This is a genomic window from Gardnerella sp. DNF00476, from assembly GCF_049262735.1.
Classification (GTDB): domain Bacteria; phylum Actinomycetota; class Actinomycetes; order Actinomycetales; family Bifidobacteriaceae; genus Bifidobacterium; species Bifidobacterium vaginale.
This window is the reverse complement of sequence record NZ_CP058401.1, coordinates 1340451-1366961: the sequence shown is the minus strand read 5'-3', so window position 1 is coordinate 1366961 and position 26511 is coordinate 1340451. Positions and strand designations below refer to the sequence as shown.

Genomic DNA, 26511 nt, shown 5'->3' with positions numbered 1-26511 from the left:
TTTATTCTGGTTGGTTGTCTTTTGTTATCCATGCGCCGCTAAGGTGTGTAGTACAGTTGCGCGCATCGCCGTCGTAGTAAATCGAGCCGTCTGGCTGTACTAGCAATGCTGCGCGCCCTCCAGTTAGTGTGATCGCTGCGAGCGAGGTAGGTCTGAAGCCTTCTGGTATGTACTCGTTCGCCTTTGCCCATTGCGCGTCTCCAGCGCTCATGCCTCCGCAACCATTTACGGTCACAATATTCCCGACTCGCACAACAGCCATTCTGATATCCTGCTGCACGCTCCATGGAATGTGCACGTAAACAGTGCTAATGTCTTCGTCGTGTGTGATCTCAGATATGGCTGGCATTGGCTGCTCTTCTTGTGACTGCTGCCTATCGCTTTTTGCGTATGATTCCCATGCGGCGCGGTCTCCGTAGAACTTATCAAGGTCAAGATTGCCACCGTAGTTTGGCAATGCTCCAGCACTAGAGTATTGGCGTATTGCGCAACTATAAGCGTCTTCATTCCAAGGCGAATCTTGGTATCCAGTGTGATTATTATTCGCGTATTGTGCTATCCACAAGCCGCAATTTGTTGCTTTGCTAACGACTGCGAGTCTCTCATAGTCTCGCTGACCACCGTAAAGAATAGTTCTCACGCCTGTAAGGTTGTAGACTGTTTGAGCGCACTGTTGCAAGTATGCCGTATCACCATAAGCACTATTGTTGCCGCTTTCAAAATCTAGTGCGAGCACGGCGCGACCAACATAGTCTTTTACAGTATTTACAAAGTATTCTGCTTCGGCTTGCCAGTTGCCGCCACTAATATAGTGGTAGATTCCCAACAGTTTGCCGCTGTTTAGCGTCGCGTCGGCTTGTTCGCGGAAACACGGATTTGTATACCATGTGCCTTCCGTGGCTTTAACGATGACAAAATCAGCTGGTACTGCGGCAATATTAATGCCGCGCTGATACCACGATATGTCAATGCCGTTTAATGCCATATTCTTCCTCCTTATATTAAAAAAGCCACGCTGTTTGCGTGGCTTAAAAGTTGAGTTGTTCGGGATTTCCGAACAAGTTCAAAATCTAATCGTGTGCTAATCGTTCGAAAAATTCTACTGAACGTTGATTTTATGCGGTTTTTACTTTGATTAATCGTGAGTTAATCGTGCGTATCATACTTTTTGCGTTTTAACCTTATTGGACTCTTACCGTACTTTTACTGAACTTTCTGAAATTAGTACCTTAATTAGTACCCAAAGTACCCAAAACACTATTGAAAGTACCTTTTTGTTTTCCTATTTATCCTATGCTGTCCTAAAGTGTCTTATTTTTCGCTTTGAGCTGCTTATAATAAGCGTCCATGCTTTGAATTGTTCTCCAAGCGTTATAGTGCTTAAGTGTTCCGCGCCATGAATGATACATGGCTGTTATTTGCTTCCAGCTGATTTCGCCACGGTCTGCAAGCCGCGTCAATGCACGCAAATGGCGTCTCATTCGCTTAATTGTCTTCGGTATCGGACGCGTTATTATCCGTCCAGTTTGCGTGTAATACCATTTCTTTTTAAGCAACGTAAAGCCATGATGTAATGACGTAATATACGTTTTTGTTGAATTAAGTGTTAAGCCTAGTTCGGCGCTCATCTCTTTAATCTCATCTAGCGTCGAGCGTAGTTTAAGCAGATCCGAGTCGATAACGTATAGGTCGTCCATGTAGCGTCCGGTTGCCTCACAACCTGAGCACTCTTCTATCCAATGGTCTATGCGTGATACGTATCCTACGGCCAATTGCTGGTTGGTTTCAGCGCCTAAACCAAGGCCACTATCGCACTCTGCGTTCATGAGCTGCTCTAGCCATGGCATGATACGAGCATCTTGTATTCGCTCAGAGGCTTGCTGTAAGACTTTCTCGCGCGGAATTGACGCAAAATAATTCGAGTAGTCGCACAACAGTATCCAGCCTTGCGAACCGTGCTTCCTGTAGTGTCGTGCGAGCTGTTTGCGTAGTAGTTTTATCGCATACATTTCGCCTCTACCGCGTTGGTTTGCGCTATTGCCGTGAGTATACGAGCGCGTATAGCAAGGTATTAAAACGTTTCTTGCAATACTTTTCTGTATTACTTTCTCCCAGAAAGTGCTAGATTGAATATGCCGCACCTTGCCGCGCTCCATTATCGTGAAACACTTGCGAAGCCCTGTTATTTTGCCGTTATTGGTCATGAGCTTGTGAGCGCGTAAAGTATTAAGCATCGCACTGTTCATATACTGTTGCACGCTATTTTTCCATTTGATTGTTTTGCACGCCTCATACGCCGCGTCAGTGAGCGACTGTAGGCTGCTAGTGTTTTCAAACGTTGCCGTCTTGGTTTGTGCTGCGCGATTGTGTTGCCGTTTGATTTGCCTGCGCTTGTATCGTGCTTCAACGCGCTTAATACTCATATGTAGTCCTTTATATAAAAGAGTAGAGTTGGTGTCTGATGCTGCTCCTAAAGCCCGACGGATACGCTATCGGGGTGCAAGGCGACTTCCATAGCAGCTTGAGATAACAGCATGAAACAATCGTGGTAAGCGAGTACGATTGCCATGCACTTTTTTGACGTCCGCTGCATCTTATCAGACACTTTTTTACGCTTGATAGCGATGGAGATTAAACCCCTTCTGCATTGCATTGCGTTCGCACTTAGTGCTACTAGGTCTAGCGTTATGCGGAATCACGGGCACGCGCCGTACGCGTTGTTACTGTTGTGGTAGTTGTTCGAGCCGTCACTGTAGACAACGGGAACGTAGTCCGAGTTGCCACCATACGTGCTGATGGTTTAATCCCCAAAGAGTTATTATTTTTGTTTTACTGTTCGAGCGTGGCTAAGCTGTGATGTTAACATTGTGCGTTCTTGCTCAATTAAATCAAGCAGCGGCTGTAATGCTGCCATGCCACGTTTTACGGTTCCTAGTTGGAAAAGCATCTGCAAATCGTGCACTAGATCAATGCATGATGCACCTGCTTCTATTAAATGCTTTTTGCGCTCCATTAGTCGCATTTCATCGGACGGGTACCATGCGTAAGCGTGCTCAGCCTCACGCTCTAAGCTTTCAGCGTGGCTTGTTATATCTTTGCCTACCAGAAAGCGTAGTGATTTCGGTAGTACAGTTTCGCGTTTTATTAGTTTTAGTGTTTCGATGCGGATCTTGCTAGCGGTTACCACATACCCCGTAAGAGTTTCTGTTCTTTGTCTTGCATAAACTTGACTCATCTTAAATACTTTCTTTAGATATAGTTTGGGGTCGCACAAAGGCGACCCCAAGAATTGATAGATGCGCGTATCCTACGCGATGCAGAAGCACGGGCACGCGCCGTACGCGAGGTTACTGTAGTGGTAGTTGTACGAGCCGTCACTGTAGACAACGGGAACGTAGACCGAGTAGCCACCACACGTGCTGCGAAGCCAATAATCTCTATTGGAGCGTACTCGACTACCATTGTCAGAGAAACAAGCCCATTTTCTGTAAGAGCTAGAAGATTCTTTAGAATAATGCTTTTCGCCAAAAGCCTCAATCTCAGACGGTGGGAACACATGCTCAGTAACAGTACTTTGTGAGCCGTATTGGTCCGTCCACGGTAACGCCGTCGCGAGTACATAAGGCTTCAATGACGCTGGCATTGAATTATAAAATTCGTTAAACCTACTCTCCAAATTAGAGCCACTATAGGTATTATTGCTGCCAAATGTACCATCGCCTGGTATCAGCTTATCTGGCACCATAAGCGCCTCGTTTCGCCCATAGTGATTAAACTCCACGATAGTCCAACGGTATGTTGTACCATTCACCGTCTCATCGAAATAATCCCCGACGTTTACCATGTAGCGCTTATTATCACGGATAGCGCGCGCAATAATCTCTGCACCCGACGCATAATCCTTAAACGGCTTCCAGCCAGGCAAAGGCTCAAAACTAGGAGTAAGCTGCTTAGACGACGAATGCGAGGTAAACCAATCTCGAGCCTCACTCTCAGTCAAGCCAGCTTGCAAAGTAAGAGGCACATCCACGTTCACGCCACTATCATCATTCGCACGCAAATGCAATTGAGTAGTAGTAGTATTTGGAATTTTCTCATCAGGCATTGCAACATGCCACTTATCACCGTCACGACGCTCAATGGTTACACGCGGATCGTCACAAGACACACTATACAAGTCCAATTTGCTCAAATCCAACTCAGGCGTAACGGTAAAGTCAATACTTTGATTTTTCGCTAAAGTCACAGAATTATACTGTGGCTTCAACGCTTTCAACTTCACGTCACCGCTACCACTACCGCCGTAGAAAATAGGTTGTATAACCGTCATTGTGCTACCTCCTGCTCAAGAACAGTAAACTTCAATGTCGTTGGTTTCTTAACAATGATTCTCAAGTATCCAGCATCAATGCTTGAGTCATCGTCTGAATCCAAGAAAATAGGAGATGCTTCAGCATACAATTTCACTTCATTCTGAGATTTTGGTTTTAAAGAGATAGTTCGCACGTGGTGAGTGCCAACGATTGAGTCAGGAATCGGAATATTCGCTATGTTCTCTTTAAACTCATCAGCTGTAACAGTAAGAGTATAAATCTGTGATTTTGTAGAAATGATAATACCGTCCATTGGATTGTTTTGGCTAGTAAATTCAACACCAGCGCCCGCGCGCAAGTATTTACCTTCACGGCACGCTGTTAACGCATTATCCATTGACACTATCTTATTTTTATTATTGTCAGCTTGCTCAACAGCACTGTTAGCCGTGGATTGTGCACGTTGAGCCGCAATAGCTGCATCATTGGCTTTGCTTTGAGCTTGTTCAGCCGTATTACGTGCAGCATCCGCCGTACTGTTCGCTGTACCGACCGTGCTCTTAGCGTCAGCCGCCGTCTGCTCAACAGCCTTCAACCGTGTTTCAGACTCTTGCAAAGCCTGAGTAACCTTACCAGCCGCCTCAGTAGCCGCTTGTGCCGCACTATTCGCCGTGCTAGTAGCATTATTGGCTTTCCCTGCCGCCTCTCCAGCTGCCGCCGCTTGAGCGTTAGCGGTACGAGTAGCTTCGAGTGCAGCCTCTTTAGTCTGCTTAAGCTCTTCAACAGCGCCAACAACCTTAGCGGCTGTTTCTCCAGCCGTCTTGACTTGGTCAAGAACACTTTGAGCTTGAGCCACAGCCGTAGCAGACTCTTGAGCCGTGTGGAGCGCCTGATTAGCCGCTTCTACAGCTTGTTCGCTAGTCTGCTTAGCTTGAGCCACCTCACCAGACACGTTCCTATAAGCTTGTGCAGCCTCATCGCACTTTTGAGCACTAGACGACGCGCTAAAGCCAGCACGCTGAGCTTTAACAACTTCTTCCTTTAATGCTGCTAAATCAGTTTCGGTTTGCTTGTTTGCTGCCTCTGTTTTCTCACGCACCGAGTCTGCTTGTTGCGCGGCGCTATTCGCGCGCTCAACCGCCTGCTGAACTTTACTGGCCGCGTCGTTTGCCGCGTCCTGCACAGTCTGCTTCATGCTACTCACAGCATCGTCAGCACGCTTAGCGGCTTGATCAGCAGTCTGCTTGCTAGAATCACACTGTTGAACAGCCTCGTTAGCACGGCCAATCGCACTCTGCGCGTCTTGTGCCGCCTGTGACGCTTTACCAGCAGCCTCGCTAGCCGCACTACAAACACTCTCAGTCTTTTGCGCAGCTTGATTAGCAGCCTCAACAGCTGCTTGAGCGTTCTTTGCAACCTGCTCGCTCTGCTCAACAAGGTGCGTGAATTTTTCACTCAACGCGTTAGCCTTACTCGTAGCCTCAACAGCTCCCTGTGCCGCATCCTCAAGCTCCTGACGATACGACTTACCTTCAGAAGAACCGGCATCAAATACCGGACGCTCCACAATAGCAGTAAACGAGCGAGAACACACAACAGTATTCTCACGCTTCACTTCAAAACCAAGAGTCATCGTGCCCGGCATGCGGCATGCAGCAACCGGAACCGTAACCTGCCAAATGCGGCCATCATCCGAGTCCTTCGCTTCCATTTTCACACGGTCACCAATAAGAACCCCCGGCTGCTTATTCCAGCATAGGAACACTTCAACAGTTGAGTCATCAACTGGGACACCATTCTCAAGAAGCTGCACGCGAATAATGCGTCCGTTCTCATCCCCACCGTTCAACCGAACATCAGGAATAAACGCGTTCGCATAATCGAGCTGAATAATCGAACGCGTAACGCTAGTAAAATCACTCATGCTTTCCACCTTTACTATTTGCAGCAGCCTCAAGCTCCTGCACTCTCTTAGAAAGCACGCTGTTGCGCGCCTGCAGCTTCGCATTATCCAAACTAAGATTCGCGATCATAAGTTGTAGATTAGTTAAAGTGATAGTATTCTCATCTTCCATCAGAAGACTCCTCTCCGTTATGTCCATTAATATTTTTGATTCCTAAAGCTTGCATAATCGCGTCAAGCTTCAGTAAAATCTGCTGCTGCGTATTGTCAGCCTTCAAGTGCACTCTTTCAGGCGGTGGGCAAGGAGGACTCTTCGGCATCTCAAGGTAAGGCGGAATAACATATTTTTTCTCATCGGTCATTTAATAACCCCAATCCTCAGTAGTAACAAAACCATGACTAAAGCCAAAACGAACAGGCTGCCATTGCAACACCACGCCTGTCTGTTGATTAATCTCAAAAGGCAAGTAATACTCACGCACAGGCATAAATACGCCGCCGCCAGAAACGCGACACGTTTTGTCAATAACCGCGTTCGTGAGGCTTCGATTCGAAAGCGAAAGGTTGCCAAAAATAGTGAAACCCGGTGTAGGCGACGCGCCTATACCGTCATTGTTAAGAAGCATACGCATCTGACCTCCACACCACCAGCTAAGGGATGTATGCCAGTCGTCCGCTTCAAACGCCATAGTCGCCTCACCTGAATAACCAGCGCGATATCCAATGTGCCCAAAACTGTTACCTGCAGACGTAGAGAAATGGATCCCGTCAGTCATCAAAGCCATGTGGTCGTTGTAAATCATGCCATTATTAATCGTCATTCCGCCAATCTCGCCACGAGACACGTGAATACTCGAGTTCGTCAAATCCCACCAGTTAGAGTTCGCGTAATCCTGAATACGACCAGCACGAATAAGATTCGCGTCTAAATTACCAGTCTTAATCATGTCCGCGCTAAGATAGCCAGTACGCATGTAAGACGCGTTTAAATACACATGTCCGCCACTCAAGTAAATGCCCTGCGTCTCACCATTATTAGTGAGTTTGTTAAAAATAGCCTCCTGCGTTAGCGACTCGTTCATTTTGCTTATAACACCATCCGCGCTATCGTTAACAATCTGCTGAACGGTCTTACCACCAATCTTCGCCGCCGCCTGCAATGAGAACTCACCAGTATCAAGATTCCAAAAATTGCGCCCCTGAGCGTCACTCAAAATACCAGTGTAAATACGGTTCGCAAAAAGTCCGTGCCCGTCGCAAACATTCTTCCAGTCCCAGTCACCATTAGATTTTTTGGAATCTGCGATGCGCCAAAATCCGCCACTAATCTGAGTCACAGTAGTAGGATTTTTATCCTTGTTTTTGTCATACACGTACAAACCTGCGTTAGGCGTGAAATACGTGTAACCGCCACGCGCATTGAGAATTTCATTCATGCGCCCAATAAGATCTCGAACATACAAGCCGTTGCCATCTGCGACAGCATTCCACTCATCAGATTGAGCGATAAGCGCATCAAGCTTCTGTTGCATCGCACGCCGCCTTTGAGTATACGACTCGCAGATATTGCCGAGCGTAATACGTGTAGCATCAACAGAATCGAGTAAGTCTTCCTCTATTTTCAGCACACGCCCTTCCGCGCGAATAGGAGGCGTGAACGTAGTATCAACAATCTGCACAGCGTCGCCAACACTCACGCCATGCGCATCAAACCCAGCACGACCAAGATTCACCACGTCAGCTTCGTACGCTACTTGAGGCTTCGACACTTGTGCCAATCGCGCCTTAGCAAGCCTTAAAAGCTCATTACGGTCATCGCAATCCTCAAAAACCGCGTCGCCTTCAAGCACCCCCCAATACTTTTGCGCTTCAACATTGTCAAGATACGGTTTACCACCGTTTACTTCCTTGATACCGATACGCCTAGAGTATCCGCCCGTGGCGTTGCCATCATCGTCTGTTTTCTCCTCACCTTTACCCCAAGCGTAAAGACGCGTAATAACCTGCTCAGCCATAAGAGTGCGCTTAACGCTCTTTAAGTCGCAACCGTACTCGAATCGCCTTTCAGCATTCTTATTACCACGCTGCTCCAATAGGTTTACAGTACGAGCCGTAACCTTACCATTCTCAACGCTTATGCTAGTTTCAATCTCAAGCCCGTATGTTTTTGCAATGTCTTGTAAAGATTTTAGAACACTTTGATGGTAGAAGTTTAGATCAGCGTAATGGCGTATGGTGCCGTTATCTACAGTGCCAACGTTCCATCCCGTGCCTTCTAATGCTACTTTCGCGCGCTCTGGTGCGGTTGTTTTTCGCCCTCGTTTGTCTAGTATGTATACGCTTCCAAGTTCTGCAATAGAATTCACACAATACGCTGTAGTAATTGGATTGCCTTCGTCGCGCTGTGTTTCAACGCTTTGTACAATATCCTCATGCCACAAGTCTTTGCCATCTAAGTAAAGCAAGCGGTCATTTTTCTCCATACCACCATCAAGCGTCGTAATATCAAGAGTATCTGTGCCGTCTACTGCGCATGTGCTTACCGCTTTAATAATAGATGTAATATCTGGCTTTAGTATGTCGTTGTAGCTTACGTGAGCAAATCGCATTGATGCTCCTTTATATTAAAGTTAATGGTGTTGCTTCGAGCGTTCCGCTGCAGCCTGTACATGTGATTGTGTTTGCTCCTGGTAGCAGCGTGAAGTAGTCGGAATCAATTGTTGGAAGAATAACATTGTTGTTGATCCTGCAATTTCTGCTTTGCGGATTCGCGTTGATTGTCAGTACTCCATTCATGTGTGAGCCTGTGCTAAAGGTAAGAGTTTTGCCATCTTGCCTAGATATTGATGCTGAGCCTGTGTCAATGGAGAGCGAGAATTGCGGCCACACTGGACTGCTACCTGATATTGCCACGTGGTTTTCACCTTCATGTAGCCTGAATGTGTGCTTTTTGCCATAAACGTATGGATCTGCATCGAGTGATAGTTCTAGCAGTAGGGCACAGTGGAATGAATCTTGCCAGTTTCGTATTGTGTTCCAGTTTGATATGCTCCATCGTCCGCGATATTCTCCGTTTGAGTCGCTTGTTTGTAGGCTTCCGTTCTTTCCATGAATTTCTTTGGCAATATGTTCAAAAAGAGCGTTTACTGTGGCTAAATCGCCTAAAGCGTAGAGGCTTAAGGTGATTGCGCGTTTTTGTAGGAACGCTGTGTGCGTATCGTCTTCTACTGTTGTATCTAGCGCGCCGTTGAGTCCAGGAACTGTAATGCTGGAAGTAGTTGGTTTTGGTGCTTCTATGCTGATTCCCCTTTTTTCGAGATTCAGCCCCCATTCGTCGAGTGGGATTTTGTTGATTCTACATTCCAGCATTATTGTTCCCTTCTTTTATCTTCCTAGTGTTGCCATTTTGTTTAGCTCATTGTTCATTGGCTTTGCGAGTATTCCAGCCATAACTTCTCCGCCGCGACCGTTCAGTTTTAGCGTTATGCCTTGGCTCATTACTCCATCGAACGCATCGTATAGATCCTGCTTTGTTAAGCCTGTTCTTGATGCGTCGACTTCATAATTTGCTGCAACTTTTGCTATCTGATTTTGTTGAGCATTCCAGCCTCCATCAGGTGGCATAACAGTAGTCCTTAAGCGGATGGCGTTCGCGTCATTAAACCAATTCCCAGACTGCTTGGTAAACCCTGCAACCTGCTTTTGTACGCCTTGCCATGAATCACCAAGCCCTTTGCTGAAGCCTTGCATGATGGCGTTGCCCGCTGGAATAAGTAGCTTCTTATCGTAGGATATTGGTCCCTTGTGCTTGGCAATCCACGAGCCAATGCCGCCGACAAAATTACAAATACCGTCCCATGCAGCTCTTAAGCCTTTGAGCAAACCGTTAAGGATTGCCTTGCCAGCATTCCATAGCCATTGCCCAGCGCCACTGAAGAACCCGAGAATCCTATCTTTAAGACCAGTAACAAATTTGAACACAGCGTCAATGCCAGCTTTAGCACCGTTTTTGATGCCATCCCAAATGGTGCCGAAGTAACTTTTTACACCATTCCAGCAAGCGTTCCAAACGTTGCTAATTGTATTAAGAGTAGTCTGTATAATCGCTTTTATTCCATTCCAAACTGCTTCTCCAATGCCTTTAATGGCGTTCCATACTGTGTTCCAGACGGTTTGAAGTACTTGTAACCCTCCTTGAATTAAAGAACTTATAGCATTCCAAACGCCAGTTACGATGCTTTTTATCGCAGTCCAAATACCGCCAAAAATATTTTGAATACCCCGCCAGCATTTGTTCCAATTGCCCGTAAATACTCCGGCTATAAATTGAATAATTCCAGTAAATACTTGAATGACTCCCTGTATTACTCCTACAATTGCTTGGAATGCAGCAAGTAAGACTCCTCCTACCGTTTGTGCAACAGCGCAAACGATTGGAATAATCGCATTAAAAGCTGGCATTAATACAGCTGCAATTATGTTGCCAAGAGTCTGAAATACTGTGCAAATTATAGAAAAAGCTCCTTGTAGTAGTGGTGTCATTATGTTTATTGCTGTAGGTATTAATGTTCCTATAGCGTTTATTAACGGCTGGAGGGCTTGCCATACAAGTTGTATTGCTTGTCCAACTGCAGAGAATACCGGCTGCAAGAAATTCCATACTGCTTGAACAGCTTGCAAAAGCGCAGGGAATACCGGCTGCAAGAAATTCCATACTGCTTGAACAGCTTGCAAAAGCGCAGGGAATACCGGCTGCAAGAAATTCCATACTGCTTGAACAGCTTGCAAAAGCGCAGGGAATACCGGCTGCAAGAAATTCCATACTGCTTGAACAGCTTGCAAAAGCGCAGTGCCGAGCGCTTTTGCAACGTTTGACACTATATTCCACACTCCCTGTAATATTGCTCCAAGCTGGCTGAAAAGAACTGGGAGAGCAATGAACGCGACTCCAATTATCTGAGCGAGTTGAATAAAAGCAGCTCCAATAGCACCTAATACAGTAGAAAATATATTCCATAGATCTTGCAACGCTTCGCCAAGCTGACTGAAAAGAGCAGGGAATTCAGAAAAAGTAGGACCAATTATTTTGGCAAGTTGCTCAAAAAGTGGTCCAACAGTGCTTGATATCATATCCCATAAGCTTTGCAAAGCTTCGCCAATCTTACTGAAAAGAGCAGGGAGAGCGTCGAATGCGACTCCAATTATCTGAGCGAGTTGGCCAAAAGCAGCTCCAATTATCTGAACGAGTTGGCCAAAAGCAGCTCCAATAGCACCTAATACAGTAGAAATTATAGGGCCTAATGTCTCTGCAATGCTTTGTGTTGCTCCTTGCACTGCTTTGCAAACGTTTGAGCATATATTGATGAACCCTTGGAATCCGCTTATGATTCCGTTCCACACGGTGCCTAATGCTGACCCAATGCCATTAATAAATTGCGAGAATCCTTCACATAGTGCTTGCCAGACTTTTTTCCCTGTTTCTGTTTGTGTGAAGAACCAAACTAAAACGCCAGTAAGTGCTGCTAATGCGAGTACTACTGCTCCTATAGGGTTCATGCTCATTACAACGTTAAAAGCTGCTTGTGCTGCTGCGGCTATTTTTGTAACGCTGGACCACCCTGATGTGGCAATTTGTGCGGCTTTTACGGCAATTGCATATCCTGCCCATGCTGCAATAAGCGGGGATAAAGCAGGCGTCAAGAATTTAACTACTTGCAAGGCACCATTTAATGCGTCGAGAACTCCCTTTAAGGCTGCAGATAACGACTCTGGAGGGAATAGCGCCCCCCATCCTCCAGCAATGCTGAATACTTCTTTGAAGATGTCGCACAATGATTGCCATATTGCTTTAAAAGACTCGAATACTCCAACGTTTTGCATTGCCGCAAAGAGTTTTCCAAACCAGTCAACAACTCCACTAATGGCAGCTGACAATGGTGCTTGCATCGAGTTAGTTAGGTCCCCGATTGCATCTGCAATTGCGCTCATTGCTTGAGTTGTTGGACCTTTGATTGAGTCAAAGATTATCATTCCAGCTTTTACAACAGACGCTTGCAGATTGCCCCATGCGCCTTCGATTGTTACTGTGCTTTGTGCAGCTTTTACGGCAACATCGTTGAATCCTAGATCAAGCAATGCTTTATTGAAGGCTTCGCTGGTAATTTTGCCTTCGCGCATTGCATCAGCAAAATTACCAGTGTATACACCGTTTTTCTTAAGTTGCTCCTGAATCTTGCCAGATGCGCCTGGTATTGCCTGCGAAAGCTGGCGCCAGTTATCTGCTGTGAGTTTTCCAGCACCAGCAGTCTGAGTAAGAACCATTGCGACGGACTTAAATGTTTCTTTGTTTCCACCTGCGATTGCGTTCAAGTTTCCAGCTGCTTCAGCGAGCTTGTCGTATCCCTTTACTCCATTTGATGCAAGCTGTGCTGTAGTTGAGCGTATATCTTCAAGATCATACACAGTTTTATCTGCGTACGTTTGTGTTGACTTGGTAAGCTCTTTAATCTGGTTACTGCTTACTCCTGCAAATTGCAATGTTGCGCCAAACTTCTGTGCAGAGTCGGAGGCGCTCATGATTTCGCTAGTAATACCGCCAAAAGCGCCAAGAATTTTGCTGGTAACAGATTGAGCTATGCCGCTAATCATGCCCATTTTTAAGCCAAAACCTTTAGCAAATCCGCTGCCTGCGTTTTCGCCACTTTTTTGCGCGTGAGATGCTGTAGAGTTGAGTGCTTGCTGGATTTTGCCGCCTATTCCTGCTGCTTTTTGAGAAAAAGTGCTTGCATACCCTGTGCCTGCTTGTGAGCCTTTTTGTATAACGGTAGAGTTAGCTGATGTTAGTTTTTGGGCAATATTGCTTCCAATTTTGCTAACGTTTTGATTGAATCCAACTGCATATTTTTTGCCAGATTCAGAGCCTTTTTGGGAAACGCTATTGTTGGCATTATTGAAAGCGTCGCAAATAGCCTTACCTACGCCTTTTGTAGATGGAACGATTTCTACGAAAGCGCGCGCAATATTAATGCCAGTATCGCCTTTTGCCATTATTCGTCTCTTTCTCTATCTATACCAAGCAAAGCGTAAAGTTCTTCACTACTTTCCGCATGACCTGTTTTGATTGTGGTGCTGCTAGTATTCGATTTTGAACCAGGCCGCTTGATAGTATTACTGAATTTTTTGCCTTTGCTCGCATCTTTTGTTTTGCAAAATGCTAGAAAAGCCGTATTGTCTGCAATATTTGCAAGCAATTGTCGCGTTGCGTCCCATTGTGCTTGTGGATTTATTTTTCCCCAAATAAGCGCACAATCTGGCAAATTTGCTGCTAAATCAGCCATTCGCCTAACGCGTATACTTTCGCCTGTTTCGTCTAAGTTAAGCCCGTAGAATCTTTGAATGTCCGCGCGTAAAGTGTCTGGCGCGATGCGTAGCATTTCTACGAGCGTGAGGAGTTTGGGGAGACTTTACGCAAGTATTCAGATACGAAAGAGGATACTTCTTCCATAGTGATTCGTCCTGTTTCCTTATTTCGTAAAGCGTTTTTAACTTGCTTGTACTTTTCTCCAAAAAGTCGTTTAAGTAATGGAATAAGTGCGAAAGCGTTAGGTTCTGTATCATCTGCTGGGTTTAATTGTGAAAGAAGCTCCAACGTCTCCAGGTCGTCTAGCACTTGTGGGTCGACTGTAAGCTCTATGCCTTTGATGGATACAAGAATTGGCTCATCTTTAGGTACAATTTTCTTTTCTTGCGTCATATTTATGCCTTTTTGAGAGTGTGTAAAAGAGTAAAAGTTCCTTTCGTTTTGTTAAGAGCTGCTCACGTAAGTGAAAGGAATAAAAGCCCTACGTGAGCAAGATTAATTAGATTCAGCCCTGAGAAGAAGATGCGCCACTGGTTGGTTGTGACGCGCCCAAATCTGCAAAGTAATTGTATGAATTATTGCCTTGCTTATCTGGGAAGGTGGCAAATGTTACGCCATATGCAATAGCGTCTCCAGCGTGATATTGAACATCATCAGAATCTGTAAGAACTGTATCGGGGAATACTTTGCGTAGCTTCTTGTTCATACCTTCTAAGAGCAACTCTGCAACAATGCTTATATGCTCAACTTTAGGCGTTCCTGTAGTGTAAGAAATAACGTCTTCTCCGTTGGCTGTGACGCGAGTGCTTCCGTATCGAGTCCTAAGCACTGTAGCTGTTGTCTCTAACATTGTGAACTGAATTTTTTCTGAATAAGAAGTGATAAACGACGCTACCTCTTGCCCATCCATATTGTCGACGTCTGTAGTATCCACGTCAGGACTGTTTGTAATACCGTCTTCGTTCAAGTCCGCTACATTCTTAAAAGCTTCATTCAGCTTTTCGGTAGCATTTGTAGGCAACGGTGTACCCACTGGCGCTACGAAAAGTACGCCGCCTGGGAATTGTTTTGCTATAGCAATTTTTCTAACCATAAAAATCTCCTTTATAAAGGTGTGTTAATTCTGAAGTTCACCATGAATCGATGATGATATGGGGTGTATGGGTCTGGGTAGATTGTGACTGTATCGATGATCACGCTTGCAACGTTTTCTGCATGCTCTGGCATCGCTATAAGCGTGAGGGCAAGAGCATCTGCAGCTTCTGCGGCTTTTATTTGGCTTGGTGCATAAATTGATGCAGAAAGAGTGTAAATTCTTTTTCTGTCACTTATGCTTGTGCCATTTTTTTCTACCGTTATGAAGCTGCTTGAGCTTGTTGCGTTTTGCGGCACAAGTCCTGATGCTTCGAAACCGTCGATGCGTCCTTCTGTGTTGAGATAAGTGATAACTGTTTCTTCAATGGTTTTCATTTACCTGCTCCTACAGCTTTTGCTAACCAGTGATGCCGTCCTTCTGAGCGCATTGTTGCCAGCCATTCTTTGGAAGGATTGCTTGCTGCTGTAACGATTGCGACGGCACCCTGTTTAGTATCTTTTACTGGCAATGCCACATATTTCGGGTGTATTCCGCTTTTTGTGGTTGTTGCCATTGATGTAGCATTTGACGCAATTTCTTGTGCTACTTTTGCTACTACTGTGTGCCCTGCTGTTCGTCGCAGCTGTAGGAAGCCGTCAAAGTTTAATTTAACGTTGTTTTTGCTCACATCATCCTTCCTTATCTGTTACGTCGACTTCGAGATTCCATGCAGTTGGACTCATACCTCCGTCTAGTGGCTCTGGGTCTCCTAGCACTGAATATTCGCGTCCTCGAATCCGAATTTTTGCTCCTCGTAGGCTTTTGTAAGTCCATGAGCGGGGAAAGTAGCAGATGCGTGACACTTCTATGCCGTATGGCTGTAGTTCGCTATCCGCGTTTGCGTTAGCAAATACTCCGCTTCCTGGAGAAACAAGCACATTTTCTACTTGTTCCTCTTTTGGTGCTACTTCTATAGGATTGTTGAGTGCGTCAACTCCGTTAAATACTGGGAAAAGAACGGTTACTGTTTCACCTTTCATCTGAATCTCCTGTAAGGTTCACATGAAAGCCTGTTTGCGCGCCTTGCCCTCGTATTAAGCGTTTTTCAGCGCGAGTTAAATACAAGTCACCAGCTGGATTCGTAAAACTCCACGATTGTGAGAAAGCTCCCACGGTTTGTGACGTTTGCGTTACTCCAGTCATTCCGTCGCCGACGTTTTCAGCTGCTGCAAGAGCGCGCCGTACTACACTGCAACAAACGAAGCAAAGTAGCCGCTTGTTGTCTGTGAGTTTTGGCGCGCTTGCTTGCATAAGAGCTGACGCATCAGATATCAGTGTTTCTACCGTTTCACGGTTTCGTGTTGAGGCTGCTGGGTAGCGCGCCTTTACGTCGTCAAACGTTGCGAACACTTCCATGCTAGCGCCTTCCTATTAGTGAGATACAACTGCTGATCCAGCTGGTGCCTTAACAACAGCGAAACGGTCCGCGAATACGTACCATGCGTACTGAACTTCCAAGCGCAACGCAACCTGATTCTTACGCTTCAAATCGCCCTGACCGTCTGGGTCGCCGAATTGGATAAGTTCCAATGGAAGATTGCGCTGAATGCCCCAATACACACCATTCGTAAAGTCGCCAACAATAGCTTTAATGCCACTGTCCTGCTTCATTTCAGGAAGACCGTTTACGGTAGTAGACACAGCTGTTTTAATGCCCTTATACTGAGTCATTCCAGTACCAAATCCAAGTTCTGGGTACATTAAATGACCTTGCTTGTCTTTAGCTGTAGCAAGAGCGTAAGCAGCTGGCTTGGAAAGTGCTAAACCGTTTACGTCCGTTCCTTCCCCGTCTGTCAAAACTAAACCAATTGCCTTTTCAATGTCTGCGTCAATGCTTGTACTAGCATCAACGGTTTTCTTTGTAGAAGTAAGGTAGTTCGTCCAGTCGGTTGTTGCGCCGTTTGCTGGATTTACGCGATGGAATACGCCAAAGTCGAGTGCGCGAGCTAACGCTGTTGCGCCTTCCTCTGCGAGAGTTTGCATAATACCGATTTGGTAATCTTCGTCGGCCCACAACACTTCGTTGCTAAAGCGCATTGTTACCTGAGTCTTATGCGGCGTTACAGTTACAGATCCAAATGTTGCGTTGGTTGCGCCTTTATCTGCGCCTTCTGCAACAAATTCTGCACGTGGCTTCGAATCCAAGGTGACGAGTGTGGAATTACCAAAAAGTGTTGGCTTTGCTGCAGACAATGCTGCAACAGCAGAGCCAGAGGTTACACCTTTTACAATTCCCTTCACCAAGTGGTCAGGGAGCTTTAGGTCTTTAGATTCTAAAATTGACATAATTTTTTACCTTCCTTACATAGGGTTTTGTTTAATCGTTAGAAAAAAGTTTGCGAACAAACGCGCGCGTATCGTCTACTTTTAAGCCGTCTGGCTCATCGTTAAGGCGAATGCTGTCTGTTCGTGGTTTGGAAAACTCTTTAATTGCCGCCGCGTGATCGCGTAATTCTTTTTCTGTTGAACCACGCAATAGTGCAGCTGGTACGCCAGTTTCTTTTGCAACAAGTTGTGTGAGTTCATCGTGTTTGCGCTGAGTTTCAATAGCAGATAATTTTTCTTTCAGCTTTGCTTCAGATTCTTCTACTGCTTTGAGTCTTTCGGCTGCTTGTTCTGAACTCTTGGCTCTGGCTTCCCATTTGCGTGCAAACCCGCGCCATTTTTCAGCTTCCGCTTTGTAATCTACTTCCTCGGTTTTCTCTTCTGTTGAAGTAGTTTCGGCATTGTTGAGTTCTTCGACCTTTTCGGTTTCTGTCTCTTGTGTTGTGTTTTCCACCTTTTCTCCTTAATAAAAAAGCCCCATGCGGGGCTGGTTAATAAAAAACCACCTCTTGCAAGGTGGCTAAAATCTGATAATTGCTATAAGTTATAGCGTAAATTCGTTAGTATTGTTTAAGTATTCTTCTTTAAGTTCTCGTTCAAGTTCTGCTCGTTTAGCAAGATAGACTTTTGCACAATTAGCACATAAGTGGTGACTGAACCCAACATTTATCCAGCCTTTAAGTGGAGAATCTTCCCTCAAGTCAAATCCTAGTGTTGGTTCTGCTTCGGGTGTACATTCGACTTTAGCTTTGCAATGGTCGCAAAATAGTGCAGCTTTAGCAAGATATGTCATGTTAATTCCTTTCTAAGCATTGAATAGGATAAAGCCATATGATAGAATCGAATTGAGAGCTGGGGCTCCCCCTTACCCTTGACCCTTCACGGGGTAGGTTTGGGGGAATGACCAGCTCTTTTGTAATAGTTAATTTTCCCGTTTTCTATTATGCAAACACAATTTAGTTTCGTATCTTCTCTAGATAAACGTTTTTGAACAATAGCATTTATCAAATCTCTTGGCATATTTGAATCAGTTATATCTAGAATGACATTTGAACTTTGTTTGGACGCATGTTTTAGCGCATTATCTATAGTGTTTTTGCCATTGCCTGAAATGGTTTTTAATTCCCATGTTTCTTTATCTATTGTAAAATCAGCTGTTTTTACATTACGTTCATTTGAAACTGGGTTTGCTATAATGTTGTGCCCTGATTGTGCAATCCATTGCATAGCGCGCTTTTCTTTACTGTTAACACGCGCTCCGTCGGGTATGTTTATTGAACCTTTTGAACTCTTTGTGTTATTAACTGGCTTGCATCCATCAGAACAAAGTCCAGGAGTTTTCCGTAACTGTGCAAGAATCTCTTTCATGCTTGGTTCGAAAACTTCGCTAGCATCTTTACCGTTTTTGCGAGCTTCTGCTTTATTTTTCTCCCAAACTATTTTTTTGGCTTTATCCCATTCGTCACTAAGCGCGTCAGGGTTGTAGCCTCTAATTTTGTTTGGATTTGCATCCCACTCGGGGCAAGCTACACAGTCGCAATGATTATGCATTTTATGAGCTGTTTTTTCAGACTTATACACAAATCCACGACCTGCAAGCATTGTGCAGAAAGCGCATGTTTTGCCTTGTGGTACGAGTGCATAGTGTGGTTTTTTAGGGTCTCGTTTGCAATTTTCAGCGATTGTTGCGCGTCCTGGTATTTTAACCCATCTATCCATAGCGTCGACGATTGCTTCATCAAACTTGTTCCTGTTTGAAAGTATGTGATCGTGTATTTCTTCAACGATTGCTTTCTTGGAATAAGTTTGTGCGAGTGACGCTTCAAAACCGTCGTCAACGTCAGGCAATGCGTCTGCGCGAACTTCTTCATACCATTTAGCAGCCGCCATAGCAATTTGTTCGCTATATTGTGATGCTACTGCTGGAATCAGTTCGTCTATGAGAGCAATTCGAGCAGCTTCTGTTGGTGCGCTAGCTATTTTCTGTAGTACTTCCTGCGCTGCTTGCTGTGCTGAGTCGCTTATCTTCTTGTTGGCTGCTGCTAGACGATTCGTATCCTCCCTTGTTACCAATTGTCGTCTCCTTGCCTAGCAAATTGTTAAGTGAATCAAGCGCACGCGTCTTTCGTGCTTCGCTGAGTAGGGCCCTGCTTTCTGCGTCACTGAACCCTAGTTGTCGCCATGCGATTTCGTTCATTGCATACGATGGGCATGTTGCTGCAACTTTATTGAAGAAGTCGCCTCTAGCTCCCATGCTTACTTCTTGCGTTGGCTTCCACGCAACTTGTGCCGCATAAACATCTGGAGGAATTGTTGTCATTCCGTCATTTTGTAAGCAAACTGCAATGCCGAGCGCTTTAATAATCGATTGGCTAAAAATCAAGTTTTGCCTATCTGCTTCGCGCGTTAATTTGCGTTCTGCTACACTCATTGCTTCAGCACTTGTTGGGTTTGATGTTGTAATACCAAGATCACATGCTGGCAAACCTGTTTCGCTAGATACCATGAGTGCAATCGTTTTCAGCATCTCCGAGTGTGGAGTCATACTTGCTTGTGTAAGCTGTTGCAAGGTTGGAGTATCTCCATCCTCGTCCTTTGTTATACCGTTGACTGCACTAACGTAACTACTCCATTGCGCCTTTTGTGCATCTTCAGAAAGACCTAAGAACCATATCTTTGGAATGCTGTAGAACTCTGCAGTTGCTTCCATTCTTACGAAGGTTCTAATTGCCATATCAGTATAGCTCATAAGCGGTCTTGTGATTCGACTTCGTCCGAATGGCCTGTCGAGCTGTGGATCGTAGCAAATTGGTACTACAGATACGCCTTGATAAGACTGTTTAGCAAGTGTTGCTTTCCATGCGCCTTCAACTTTTTTAACTTCGTATGAGTAGCCTTTGAGCCAGAATCTTACTTCGTTGACTTCGTTTTTCTCATTTGTTCCTGTAATGGTCATTGCAGCTTTTACTTCTTGGTGACCCATATCCCATAATGCGGAACTCATGAGTGCGCTTCTAGGTGTGATTCTTACTGCTCCACCTGCGTCAGCGTCCTTATATATTGCTAAGAAACTACATGAATGCTTGTATGCACTGATGATAGCTTGTGGCAAAATCACACTGAACTGGTTTGCTTCTGCGATTGCGCGCATGTTGTGTACATCGTCACCGTTGATTTGTAACCCATCGTAAACGCTTAAGTCAGCTAATGCTCTTACTGCTTTCGCGCTCCAACCAACGACTGCTTTAACTCTGCGAGCTACATCTTCTGGAATGGAAATATTCAGATTTTTAACTGTTTCGTCTGCATTAAAGTATTTTGTTCGTTTTTGGTTACTTTCGTAATGTTGTTGCCATGTGTCGTAAAGCCTTTTAATAGTTGGCATGTCTTTTTCATCTACGCCATCAATTTTGCTACCAAATGACAACAGTTGCGAGCTTGTGTTCTCAAAATCTTGTAACGTCATACTAATAGCCTCTGCTTTCTTCCAGGATGTCGTTTACTTACAAATGCTGCATGTAGTGCCATTGTGCAAGACACGAGTGGTGTGGTATCTACGTCATCACCTAACTTTCCCCAGGCAAAAAGTCCGCTTTTGCCAAGAGGTCTTGTTGATGCGCCTTTTACTGCTGCTGCGAGTGCTGGCTGATCTTCATCTGGTAGGTGTGTGAGTTTCCCAGCTGCTAGCATGTCCATGAATCTTCCGCACGCTTGCCCTACGTCTCGCATTGTTAGCGATATTGTTGGGATGTGTGCGTCTGCGAAATCTTGTAAGAGTATGCCTGTTGCGCTTCCTGCGTCGATTCCGACTCCTAACATGTTGCGTTTGCGTTCTGCTAGAAAGTCGATTAGCCAGTCTGTGCCTTCTGTAAGTGGATGTGATTCTAAAAATTCAATGTGTGCGTATCCGTCGGAGTATTTCATGCAAGCGGATAATGTTAAGCGGTCTCGCGATGGTGGGATTTCTACTCCGTATGCTTTAACGCCGCCTTCTATGCGATTGCTTATTGTTGCTGCTTGCCATTGCTTATCGTTGATTGCGGATGTTGCTAATGCGAGTTCGTCCCATACTCCAAGAGCTTCGCGTCTGAATGAGTCTTCGGAAAATTGTCTGCGTAAGCGTAATATAGCTAGTTCGCTTGTTCTTGATGGATAAGATGGATTTGCTTTTGCCCATTCTTCTCTATCATCTAAGTTGCAATTTCTGTCTGCACTAAATTCTAAATATATTCCATCTCTATCTGATCCTTTTAATAATGCTGTGCGCTTATCTCTAAATACTTCTCCAGGGTCGCATGGTCTCGGCGGCGTGCCCATATAGAAAGCTAATGGGTTTGAAGCTGTATTTAATGTTGGCAATGCGTTGTCAAGTGCTCTATTTGTTAAAATTTGTGCTTCGTCGAAAACTATAACGGAAACTTCATGTAACCCTCGAAAGCCTCGCTCACGAGAACCGAATAAGATTCGTGATTCGTTTGTAAATTCAATCGCTTGTTGACCGTTTGCTTTGCGTATTTCTTTTACAAATCTTGCTATTCCTCTGTTGTTTTCTATCAGTTCTTTCATGTCGCGAAAAGTTTCATCGCTTGTTCTTGAGTGATGTGCTGTCCAAACAGCAATAGTTTTCTCGTGCATTAAACATAAAAAGACTACAATCATTCCGATCGTATACGTTTTTCCAACTTGGCGCGGTAAGCTCATTACTACGCCAGATACTCCTGCAGCAAATTTGCCATTACTGCGTTTGCCTAATATGTACATGCCAAGTTCAGACTGCCACGAGTCAAAGGTTACGCCGTATCGTAATGCTTTCTTTTGCAATGCTGGGAATTCTGATGCAACTATTCCATCTGGGTATATAAAATGCCTAGCTTTGGTCTGGAGTAAAGACTGCGTCAAAAGTTACCTCCGAATCCATATTTTCGTCGTCTTCTTTTTCGTCATCAACTACGCCTGCTAGCTTTTCTGTTATTTCTATGTATTGTTTTGCCATGCTTGCCAATGCGCTTGGCGGCGTATCTGGACTTATGAGCGCTGCATGCAAAATGTCGCGCGCGAATCTTAACTCATCTTCAAGTCTGCTGTCACACATTCTGTCGAATGCGTCTTTTGTTAATTCGTCGGTCGGTATTGTCGTTTTTATTGGTTTTGATTCGCCTGGAATCTCAAAAAGTACTTCTTGTCTTTTTGATTTTGTTGGTTTTGGGTTCTTTTTTCGGTGTGCATCTACCCTACATTTCTCACTGCAGTACATTGGAGCACGTCCGCGGCCTGTTGTTTTGAAAAAACGACCACAATTTTTGCATTTCATGGCTACTTTTGCTCCTTTTTGTAGTGAAAAAATCACCGTGTAACGATTTGGCTGTAACGTAATGGCTATTTAGTGGGGGGATTTTAGCCCTTTGTCCGGCTTGGTTTCCTTTGGAAAATCGTGGGGTTACTCCCCCTGCCGAAATGCTCTAAGGTTGAAACGTTTTGTGTTGCGTTACTCGTGTTTACCAATTTGAGTGCCTGTTTTTCTGATTATATGCGTCGCAACATGCTTCAGGCGCTACGCCTGTGTCTAATCCGTGTTCTTTCTCATATATTCTTGCTTGTGCCCAAGCTGCAGTGTGTGCTTTCTTAAGCTGATTGCATTGCCTGTGTGTAAGTCGAACGTTATTCCAATCCGTTGGGCTTCCGCCTCTACTCACTGGAACTATCTCATCTACTTCAGGACTCAATGGATCTGGAGTCTTAATAGTTTTATCTACTGGCTTGCCACACAAGTAGCAAGTGTCATAGTAAGCAAGCACTCGTTTGCGCATTGCTTTGCGTCTGCTCCCATACTTACTGCGTGGGTTACTCTTTGGTTTCTGTGGCATATGCAAGCACCTTACAAAAAAGCCCCGAGGTATGAACCACGAGGCTTTCTTTAACGTCTTTTATTTTCTAGTGTGAGAGGTGGTTTCTTCTTTGCGGCCACTTCACACCTCAGTGTGATTATATCATTATTGGTGTTCACTTTGTCAAGTCTAATAATTCTTCTGGCGAGTCTTATTTAATATTTCACTTATGTTCCATATAACTACAGTACCTTGACCTGATGTATGAATTCTACCAGTTGAACGAAGCCTGCGAAGTGTTCCTGCTGGAATGTTTTTATTTAGTACACGATGCATAAACTCCGATGCTTGCTTGCTACTCCCAACATAAGTAAGCTTTGATAATTCTTTACGCGTATTACTTAAAACTTCATTGCTATTCGTCACTGATCTGCATGATTGGCAAGTAACACATTCATTAGTGCTTTCATACCTCAATGGTCTTCTGCAGTTTGGGCATAATCCAAATGTTTTTAAGAATTTTGGATTTGTATCTGCTAGCACTTTATCTCTAATATTTTTTAACTGTTCATAAGATATTGATGCGCTTGCCAATAAGACTATTTCTTTTGCATTATCTTTAAGCGCTTTAACTACTGTAATGATTGGTGAAGTTTGTGCGATTGCTAAATTGTTGCTGCCGAGTTGGCTTAATATTTCACGCTCTAGGCCCTCAAGCTCATCAAGTTTATCAAGAGCACTCAAGTTTACTGGAGTCACGCTTCTGTTTACATGAGTATGATACCCAGATTGGTTACGCTTTATTTCGCAATACGCCAACATTGATAGCTGCTTATTTAACGATGGAAGCGAACCAAGAAGCTTCATATATTCACGTTGTTCTTTTACAGTGTAGCTTTGCATAAGATTCCTTCCAAATGATTTATAAGATTTTCAGTATTCCAGTAGCGTATTCCATGTTTCTTAAATGGTCTTGGCATTAAGCCGCTACTTATAAGTTGCTGTAATGCATGAATCCCATTTATGTCATACTTGCTTAATGTTCTTAATCCGAGTGCAGTAATAATGTAACTTTCATCTACTTCGATTTTGTGTATTGAGTTAAGAATTTTGTATAAGTAAGAAAGTCTAAAAGTAAGTTTTTTTAACCTCTCTTGTTTTTTACTAATATTTTTATCTTGACTATGTTTCACAATTTCCTCCTCTCGAAAATTCCATGTACTTTCGGTGGTGAATTGCTTGAGTGGGACGACCTAGTCAAGGGGAAAAATAAAAATTGAGAAAGCTTTTTCGGCTTTCTCAATCTCATTTTCTCAATGACTTTTAGGTCGTCCTACAGCGCTTTCGGCGGAGCCATGCCATCGCGTATGACGAGTGAAAAAAATATCCACACGGCGGTTTGCTGTAAGGCTCTGGCTTTGCCATGTTCGCTCATCCGGTCGTCCTGTCATGAGACGCTCTACAGCATCAATTCCCGACTCTTTCCGCTCAATACCGCGGAACGCTTATGTTATCGGTAGGGAAACCGATATAGGTCTTTACAGCGGCTATTTACGCTGCCTAAGGGGCGTAAGTCTATGCCGCGTTAAATTGTCCCACATTTGGCCAATGCGAGTACTGTAGAGGAGCTAGAAAAGTTTTACTTATTCCCACTGCTCCCCTGCAGATTTAACGTTCTAATATGCCCTAAAAGGGTTTATGGTTATTTTTTGTTTTTGGTTAGAACTCGCTTTTTCAACTTGCTCATTTTTTGTCCAATATCCATAAAGTTCTACAGCATATGGATATGATCTATTTGCCTTGCAGCTATATGCATATACAAGCTTGTTGTAGTTTTGTGGCTTAATTACAACTTCTTGTCTATTGGCAAAAATGGTTTTATTGAAGTACTGCGAACCTGTAAGCGCAACTGGAACTATCTCAGGTTTTGCGTACGCGCTATTAGCATAAATGCGATGCGCCTGTTCAAAATATCTCAATCTCGGATACAAAGTTTTATACTCAGAGTATCTTTTTATCATTGTTTATTCCCTTTTACGCTGCTTTTTGTGGCACGTATTTCACATATACCGAGTAAGACTCATCACATTGCAGTATTCGTGCCTCAAAGTGGCCTTTACTAGCTACAAACGCCCTATATCTAGCATTTCTTACGCGCAAAGCCGTATCAGATGCAGTATGCCTTGTAAGTCCTTCTTTGAACAGTGCTACGCGATTTGGATTTGCTTTGCATTTGTCAACAAAATCTTTGTAATGCAATGGATAAGCAAACTTCTCAAATGATCCTTCAGGCCAGTTTTCAAGTAACTCCTCCGAATTTGTAGAAGTATTGTTGCTTTTAGATTCTGGCTTTTTCTGTTGATTAAGATTCTTTTCTTTTGCTTTCCTTGGTTTTTGCTGATCTTCAGGAGCTTTCTTTTCTTCTAGAGCTTGCTTGTAAGCTTCTTCTAACGATTCCACACCTATTTCTTGCATGTATCGTTTAACAAGTCTCAATTCTCTAGAATTTAGCGTATTGATGCCATCACATTTTGCGATAATAACCAATTCGCACGCTTCTTTTCGCCTTGCTGCAGATAGTGGTGCCATTATTGTTCCTTTCGTAAGGTTTGTATATAGTTTTCTAAAATTCGTTAATTTAGTTATTAAAATGCTGGTTCTTCGCTGTAATAGTTGTCTATATTGCTTTTTGAAGCCCAAGGTTCTTGACTAGCCACTTGAGCCTGCTGTGATTGCTGCATTTGCTGAGGCTGCGAAATCATTTGCTGCATGCCCTGCTGTTTTATTTGCGTAATTTGCGCTGTTGCAAATCGCATTGACGCTCCAATATCCTCTACGCTGAGCTTGATTGAAGTGTGATGTGAACCGTCTTCGGCTTCGTACGTACTTTGTTCTAGCTTTCCATACGCGATAACTCTCATGCCTTTTGTAAGGCTTTTAGCTACATGTTCTGCTAACGCTCTCCATGCTGTGCAGCGCATAAAAACAGTGCCAGTATCCTTGTATTGCGAGGTTTGTGGATCAAGCACACGAGTGGTTGCAGCAATTGTGAAATTTACTACAGTAGTGCCGTTAGGAGTAGTGCTTACCACTGGGTCTTTTGTAAGATTCCCTGCAATGTAGTATGTGTTATCGCTCATGACTCTTCCTTATTTAGCTAGTTATTCAGCTAGTAGTCCTGCAGTTTCAAGTTGTGCACGATATTTTGCTGCTGCTTGTACTGCTTTTATCCATTCATTGCCGAGTATTTCAATAGTTTCTTGGACTTTTTCTAATGCTTGATCTACTTCGTATTCGTCGTACCCGTTTTGCATTCCAAAGAATCCAAGGCACTCCGTGAATCGCATGTTTCTTACATCTTGCGGCGTTAGTAAAGTAACCATTTCATTCACCTACATACTTTTCAATGCTTGTGTTTGTAATGTAAACCTTGCTGCCTGGTAAGCGACCGTGAGGCATGTGCAAGATTCCTGCATCTACAAGCTTCATTACGGCACGTTTGTCCATGCTGAGCTGATCGCATACTTCTTTAAGGCTCCATAGCCTTTTGTATGGGATTCTTGGTGTAAGTGCTGATGTGCTCATTGTTTGTCCTTTTCTATTTTTTTGTCGTTTGGAATCTCAGTTGCTGCTATTACACCCGTAATCCC

32 protein-coding genes are annotated in these 26511 nt (G+C 44.2%); all 32 read right to left on the bottom strand.

From position 1 onward, the window contains the following. Position 1 precedes the first annotated feature (1 nt). Positions 2-985, bottom strand: coding sequence for a GH25 family lysozyme (locus tag HXT25_RS05475; protein WP_422118780.1), 984 nt, complete (start codon positions 983-985; stop codon positions 2-4). 316 nt (positions 986-1301) lie between these two features. Next, the gene (locus HXT25_RS05470) at positions 1302-2423 is read right to left on the bottom strand and encodes an RNA-directed DNA polymerase (protein ID WP_422118779.1); all 1122 of its coding nucleotides are present in this window, start codon (positions 2421-2423) and stop codon (positions 1302-1304) included. 395 nt (positions 2424-2818) lie between these two features. Next, positions 2819-3235 carry a hypothetical protein gene (locus tag HXT25_RS05465; protein WP_422118778.1) on the bottom strand — a complete coding sequence of 139 codons (417 nt, stop codon included), beginning with the start codon at positions 3233-3235 and terminating at the stop codon, positions 2819-2821. A 72-nt stretch (positions 3236-3307) separates the two neighbouring features. After that, positions 3308-4330 (bottom strand): DUF6273 domain-containing protein, encoded by a 1023-nt coding sequence (locus HXT25_RS05460; RefSeq protein ID WP_422118777.1) that lies wholly within the window; start codon positions 4328-4330, stop codon positions 3308-3310. Continuing rightward, positions 4327-6237, bottom strand: coding sequence for a BppU family phage baseplate upper protein (locus HXT25_RS05455; protein WP_422118776.1), 1911 nt, complete (start codon positions 6235-6237; stop codon positions 4327-4329). Before HXT25_RS05455 ends, HXT25_RS05460 begins: the two co-directional genes overlap by 4 nt. Next, the gene (locus tag HXT25_RS05450) at positions 6230-6388 is read right to left on the bottom strand and encodes a hypothetical protein (RefSeq protein WP_422118775.1); all 159 of its coding nucleotides are present in this window, start codon (positions 6386-6388) and stop codon (positions 6230-6232) included. Before HXT25_RS05450 ends, HXT25_RS05455 begins: the two co-directional genes overlap by 8 nt. Continuing rightward, positions 6378-6578 (bottom strand): hypothetical protein, encoded by a 201-nt coding sequence (locus HXT25_RS05445; RefSeq protein ID WP_422118774.1) that lies wholly within the window; start codon positions 6576-6578, stop codon positions 6378-6380. Before HXT25_RS05445 ends, HXT25_RS05450 begins: the two co-directional genes overlap by 11 nt. Continuing rightward, positions 6579-8825, bottom strand: coding sequence for a phage tail spike protein (locus HXT25_RS05440; protein WP_422118773.1), 2247 nt, complete (start codon positions 8823-8825; stop codon positions 6579-6581). Positions 8826-8835: 10 nt separating this feature from the next. Next, positions 8836-9585 (bottom strand): phage distal tail protein, encoded by a 750-nt coding sequence (locus HXT25_RS05435; RefSeq protein ID WP_422118772.1) that lies wholly within the window; start codon positions 9583-9585, stop codon positions 8836-8838. Between the two features lie 15 nt (positions 9586-9600). Next, entirely contained in the window at positions 9601-13263 is a 3663-nt protein-coding gene (locus tag HXT25_RS05430) for a tape measure protein (protein WP_422118771.1), read from the bottom strand. Further along, positions 13263-13649: a DUF5361 domain-containing protein gene (locus HXT25_RS05425; protein ID WP_422118770.1), complete on the bottom strand. Its 387-nt coding sequence runs from the start codon at positions 13647-13649 to the stop codon at positions 13263-13265. Before HXT25_RS05425 ends, HXT25_RS05430 begins: the two co-directional genes overlap by 1 nt. Before the next feature lie 2 nt (positions 13650-13651). Next, positions 13652-13969 (bottom strand): hypothetical protein, encoded by a 318-nt coding sequence (locus tag HXT25_RS05420; RefSeq protein WP_410312235.1) that lies wholly within the window; start codon positions 13967-13969, stop codon positions 13652-13654. A gap of 112 nt (positions 13970-14081) precedes the next feature. Then, on the bottom strand, positions 14082-14669 hold the full coding sequence (locus tag HXT25_RS05415) for a hypothetical protein (RefSeq protein WP_422118769.1): 588 nt from the start codon (positions 14667-14669) through the stop codon (positions 14082-14084). Positions 14670-14680: 11 nt separating this feature from the next. Beyond that, the gene (locus tag HXT25_RS05410; protein WP_422118768.1) at positions 14681-15046 is read right to left on the bottom strand and encodes a hypothetical protein; all 366 of its coding nucleotides are present in this window, start codon (positions 15044-15046) and stop codon (positions 14681-14683) included. Beyond that, entirely contained in the window at positions 15043-15339 is a 297-nt protein-coding gene (locus tag HXT25_RS05405) for a hypothetical protein (protein ID WP_415702636.1), read from the bottom strand. Before HXT25_RS05405 ends, HXT25_RS05410 begins: the two co-directional genes overlap by 4 nt. Position 15340: 1 nt before the next feature. Further along, complete coding sequence (locus HXT25_RS05400; protein ID WP_250309636.1) at positions 15341-15691, bottom strand: hypothetical protein; 351 nt, start codon at positions 15689-15691, stop codon at positions 15341-15343. Then, positions 15681-16067 (bottom strand): hypothetical protein, encoded by a 387-nt coding sequence (locus tag HXT25_RS05395; RefSeq protein WP_064340354.1) that lies wholly within the window; start codon positions 16065-16067, stop codon positions 15681-15683. The genes HXT25_RS05400 and HXT25_RS05395 overlap by 11 nt, the downstream gene beginning before the upstream one ends. Before the next feature lie 15 nt (positions 16068-16082). Next, complete coding sequence (locus HXT25_RS05390; RefSeq protein ID WP_422118767.1) at positions 16083-16997, bottom strand: phage major capsid protein; 915 nt, start codon at positions 16995-16997, stop codon at positions 16083-16085. Between the two features lie 31 nt (positions 16998-17028). Further along, a complete protein-coding gene (locus HXT25_RS05385; protein WP_422118766.1) occupies positions 17029-17490 on the bottom strand; it encodes a hypothetical protein in 462 nt (153 codons plus the stop codon). Between the two features lie 90 nt (positions 17491-17580). Then, positions 17581-17829 carry a hypothetical protein gene (locus tag HXT25_RS05380; RefSeq protein ID WP_422118765.1) on the bottom strand — a complete coding sequence of 83 codons (249 nt, stop codon included), beginning with the start codon at positions 17827-17829 and terminating at the stop codon, positions 17581-17583. An 86-nt stretch (positions 17830-17915) separates the two neighbouring features. Continuing rightward, the gene (locus HXT25_RS05375) at positions 17916-19109 is read right to left on the bottom strand and encodes a hypothetical protein (protein ID WP_422118764.1); all 1194 of its coding nucleotides are present in this window, start codon (positions 19107-19109) and stop codon (positions 17916-17918) included. After that, positions 19009-20502 (bottom strand): phage portal protein, encoded by a 1494-nt coding sequence (locus tag HXT25_RS05370; RefSeq protein ID WP_422118763.1) that lies wholly within the window; start codon positions 20500-20502, stop codon positions 19009-19011. Before HXT25_RS05370 ends, HXT25_RS05375 begins: the two co-directional genes overlap by 101 nt. Then, positions 20499-21935, bottom strand: a complete 1437-nt coding sequence (locus HXT25_RS05365; RefSeq protein WP_422118762.1) for a phage terminase large subunit — start codon at positions 21933-21935, stop codon at positions 20499-20501. Before HXT25_RS05365 ends, HXT25_RS05370 begins: the two co-directional genes overlap by 4 nt. After that, entirely contained in the window at positions 21904-22347 is a 444-nt protein-coding gene (locus HXT25_RS05360) for a hypothetical protein (RefSeq protein ID WP_050566891.1), read from the bottom strand. Before HXT25_RS05360 ends, HXT25_RS05365 begins: the two co-directional genes overlap by 32 nt. Before the next feature lie 184 nt (positions 22348-22531). Beyond that, positions 22532-22900, bottom strand: a complete 369-nt coding sequence (locus HXT25_RS05355) for an HNH endonuclease (protein WP_016797643.1) — start codon at positions 22898-22900, stop codon at positions 22532-22534. A gap of 150 nt (positions 22901-23050) precedes the next feature. Then, positions 23051-23764 (bottom strand): hypothetical protein, encoded by a 714-nt coding sequence (locus HXT25_RS05350; protein WP_422118761.1) that lies wholly within the window; start codon positions 23762-23764, stop codon positions 23051-23053. Beyond that, the gene (locus tag HXT25_RS05345; protein WP_422114161.1) at positions 23746-24054 is read right to left on the bottom strand and encodes a hypothetical protein; all 309 of its coding nucleotides are present in this window, start codon (positions 24052-24054) and stop codon (positions 23746-23748) included. Before HXT25_RS05345 ends, HXT25_RS05350 begins: the two co-directional genes overlap by 19 nt. A 120-nt stretch (positions 24055-24174) precedes the next feature. Then, complete coding sequence (locus HXT25_RS05340; RefSeq protein WP_255264646.1) at positions 24175-24312, bottom strand: hypothetical protein; 138 nt, start codon at positions 24310-24312, stop codon at positions 24175-24177. A 583-nt stretch (positions 24313-24895) separates the two neighbouring features. Next, on the bottom strand, positions 24896-25450 hold the full coding sequence (locus HXT25_RS05335) for a hypothetical protein (protein WP_422118760.1): 555 nt from the start codon (positions 25448-25450) through the stop codon (positions 24896-24898). Between the two features lie 56 nt (positions 25451-25506). Next, positions 25507-26001 (bottom strand): single-stranded DNA-binding protein, encoded by a 495-nt coding sequence (gene ssb / locus HXT25_RS05330; RefSeq protein WP_422118759.1) that lies wholly within the window; start codon positions 25999-26001, stop codon positions 25507-25509. 21 nt (positions 26002-26022) lie between these two features. Beyond that, a complete protein-coding gene (locus HXT25_RS05325) occupies positions 26023-26244 on the bottom strand; it encodes a DivIVA domain-containing protein (protein WP_422118758.1) in 222 nt (73 codons plus the stop codon). A gap of 1 nt (position 26245) precedes the next feature. Then, a complete protein-coding gene (locus tag HXT25_RS05320) occupies positions 26246-26446 on the bottom strand; it encodes a hypothetical protein (RefSeq protein WP_016797627.1) in 201 nt (66 codons plus the stop codon). Positions 26447-26511 lie beyond the last annotated feature (65 nt).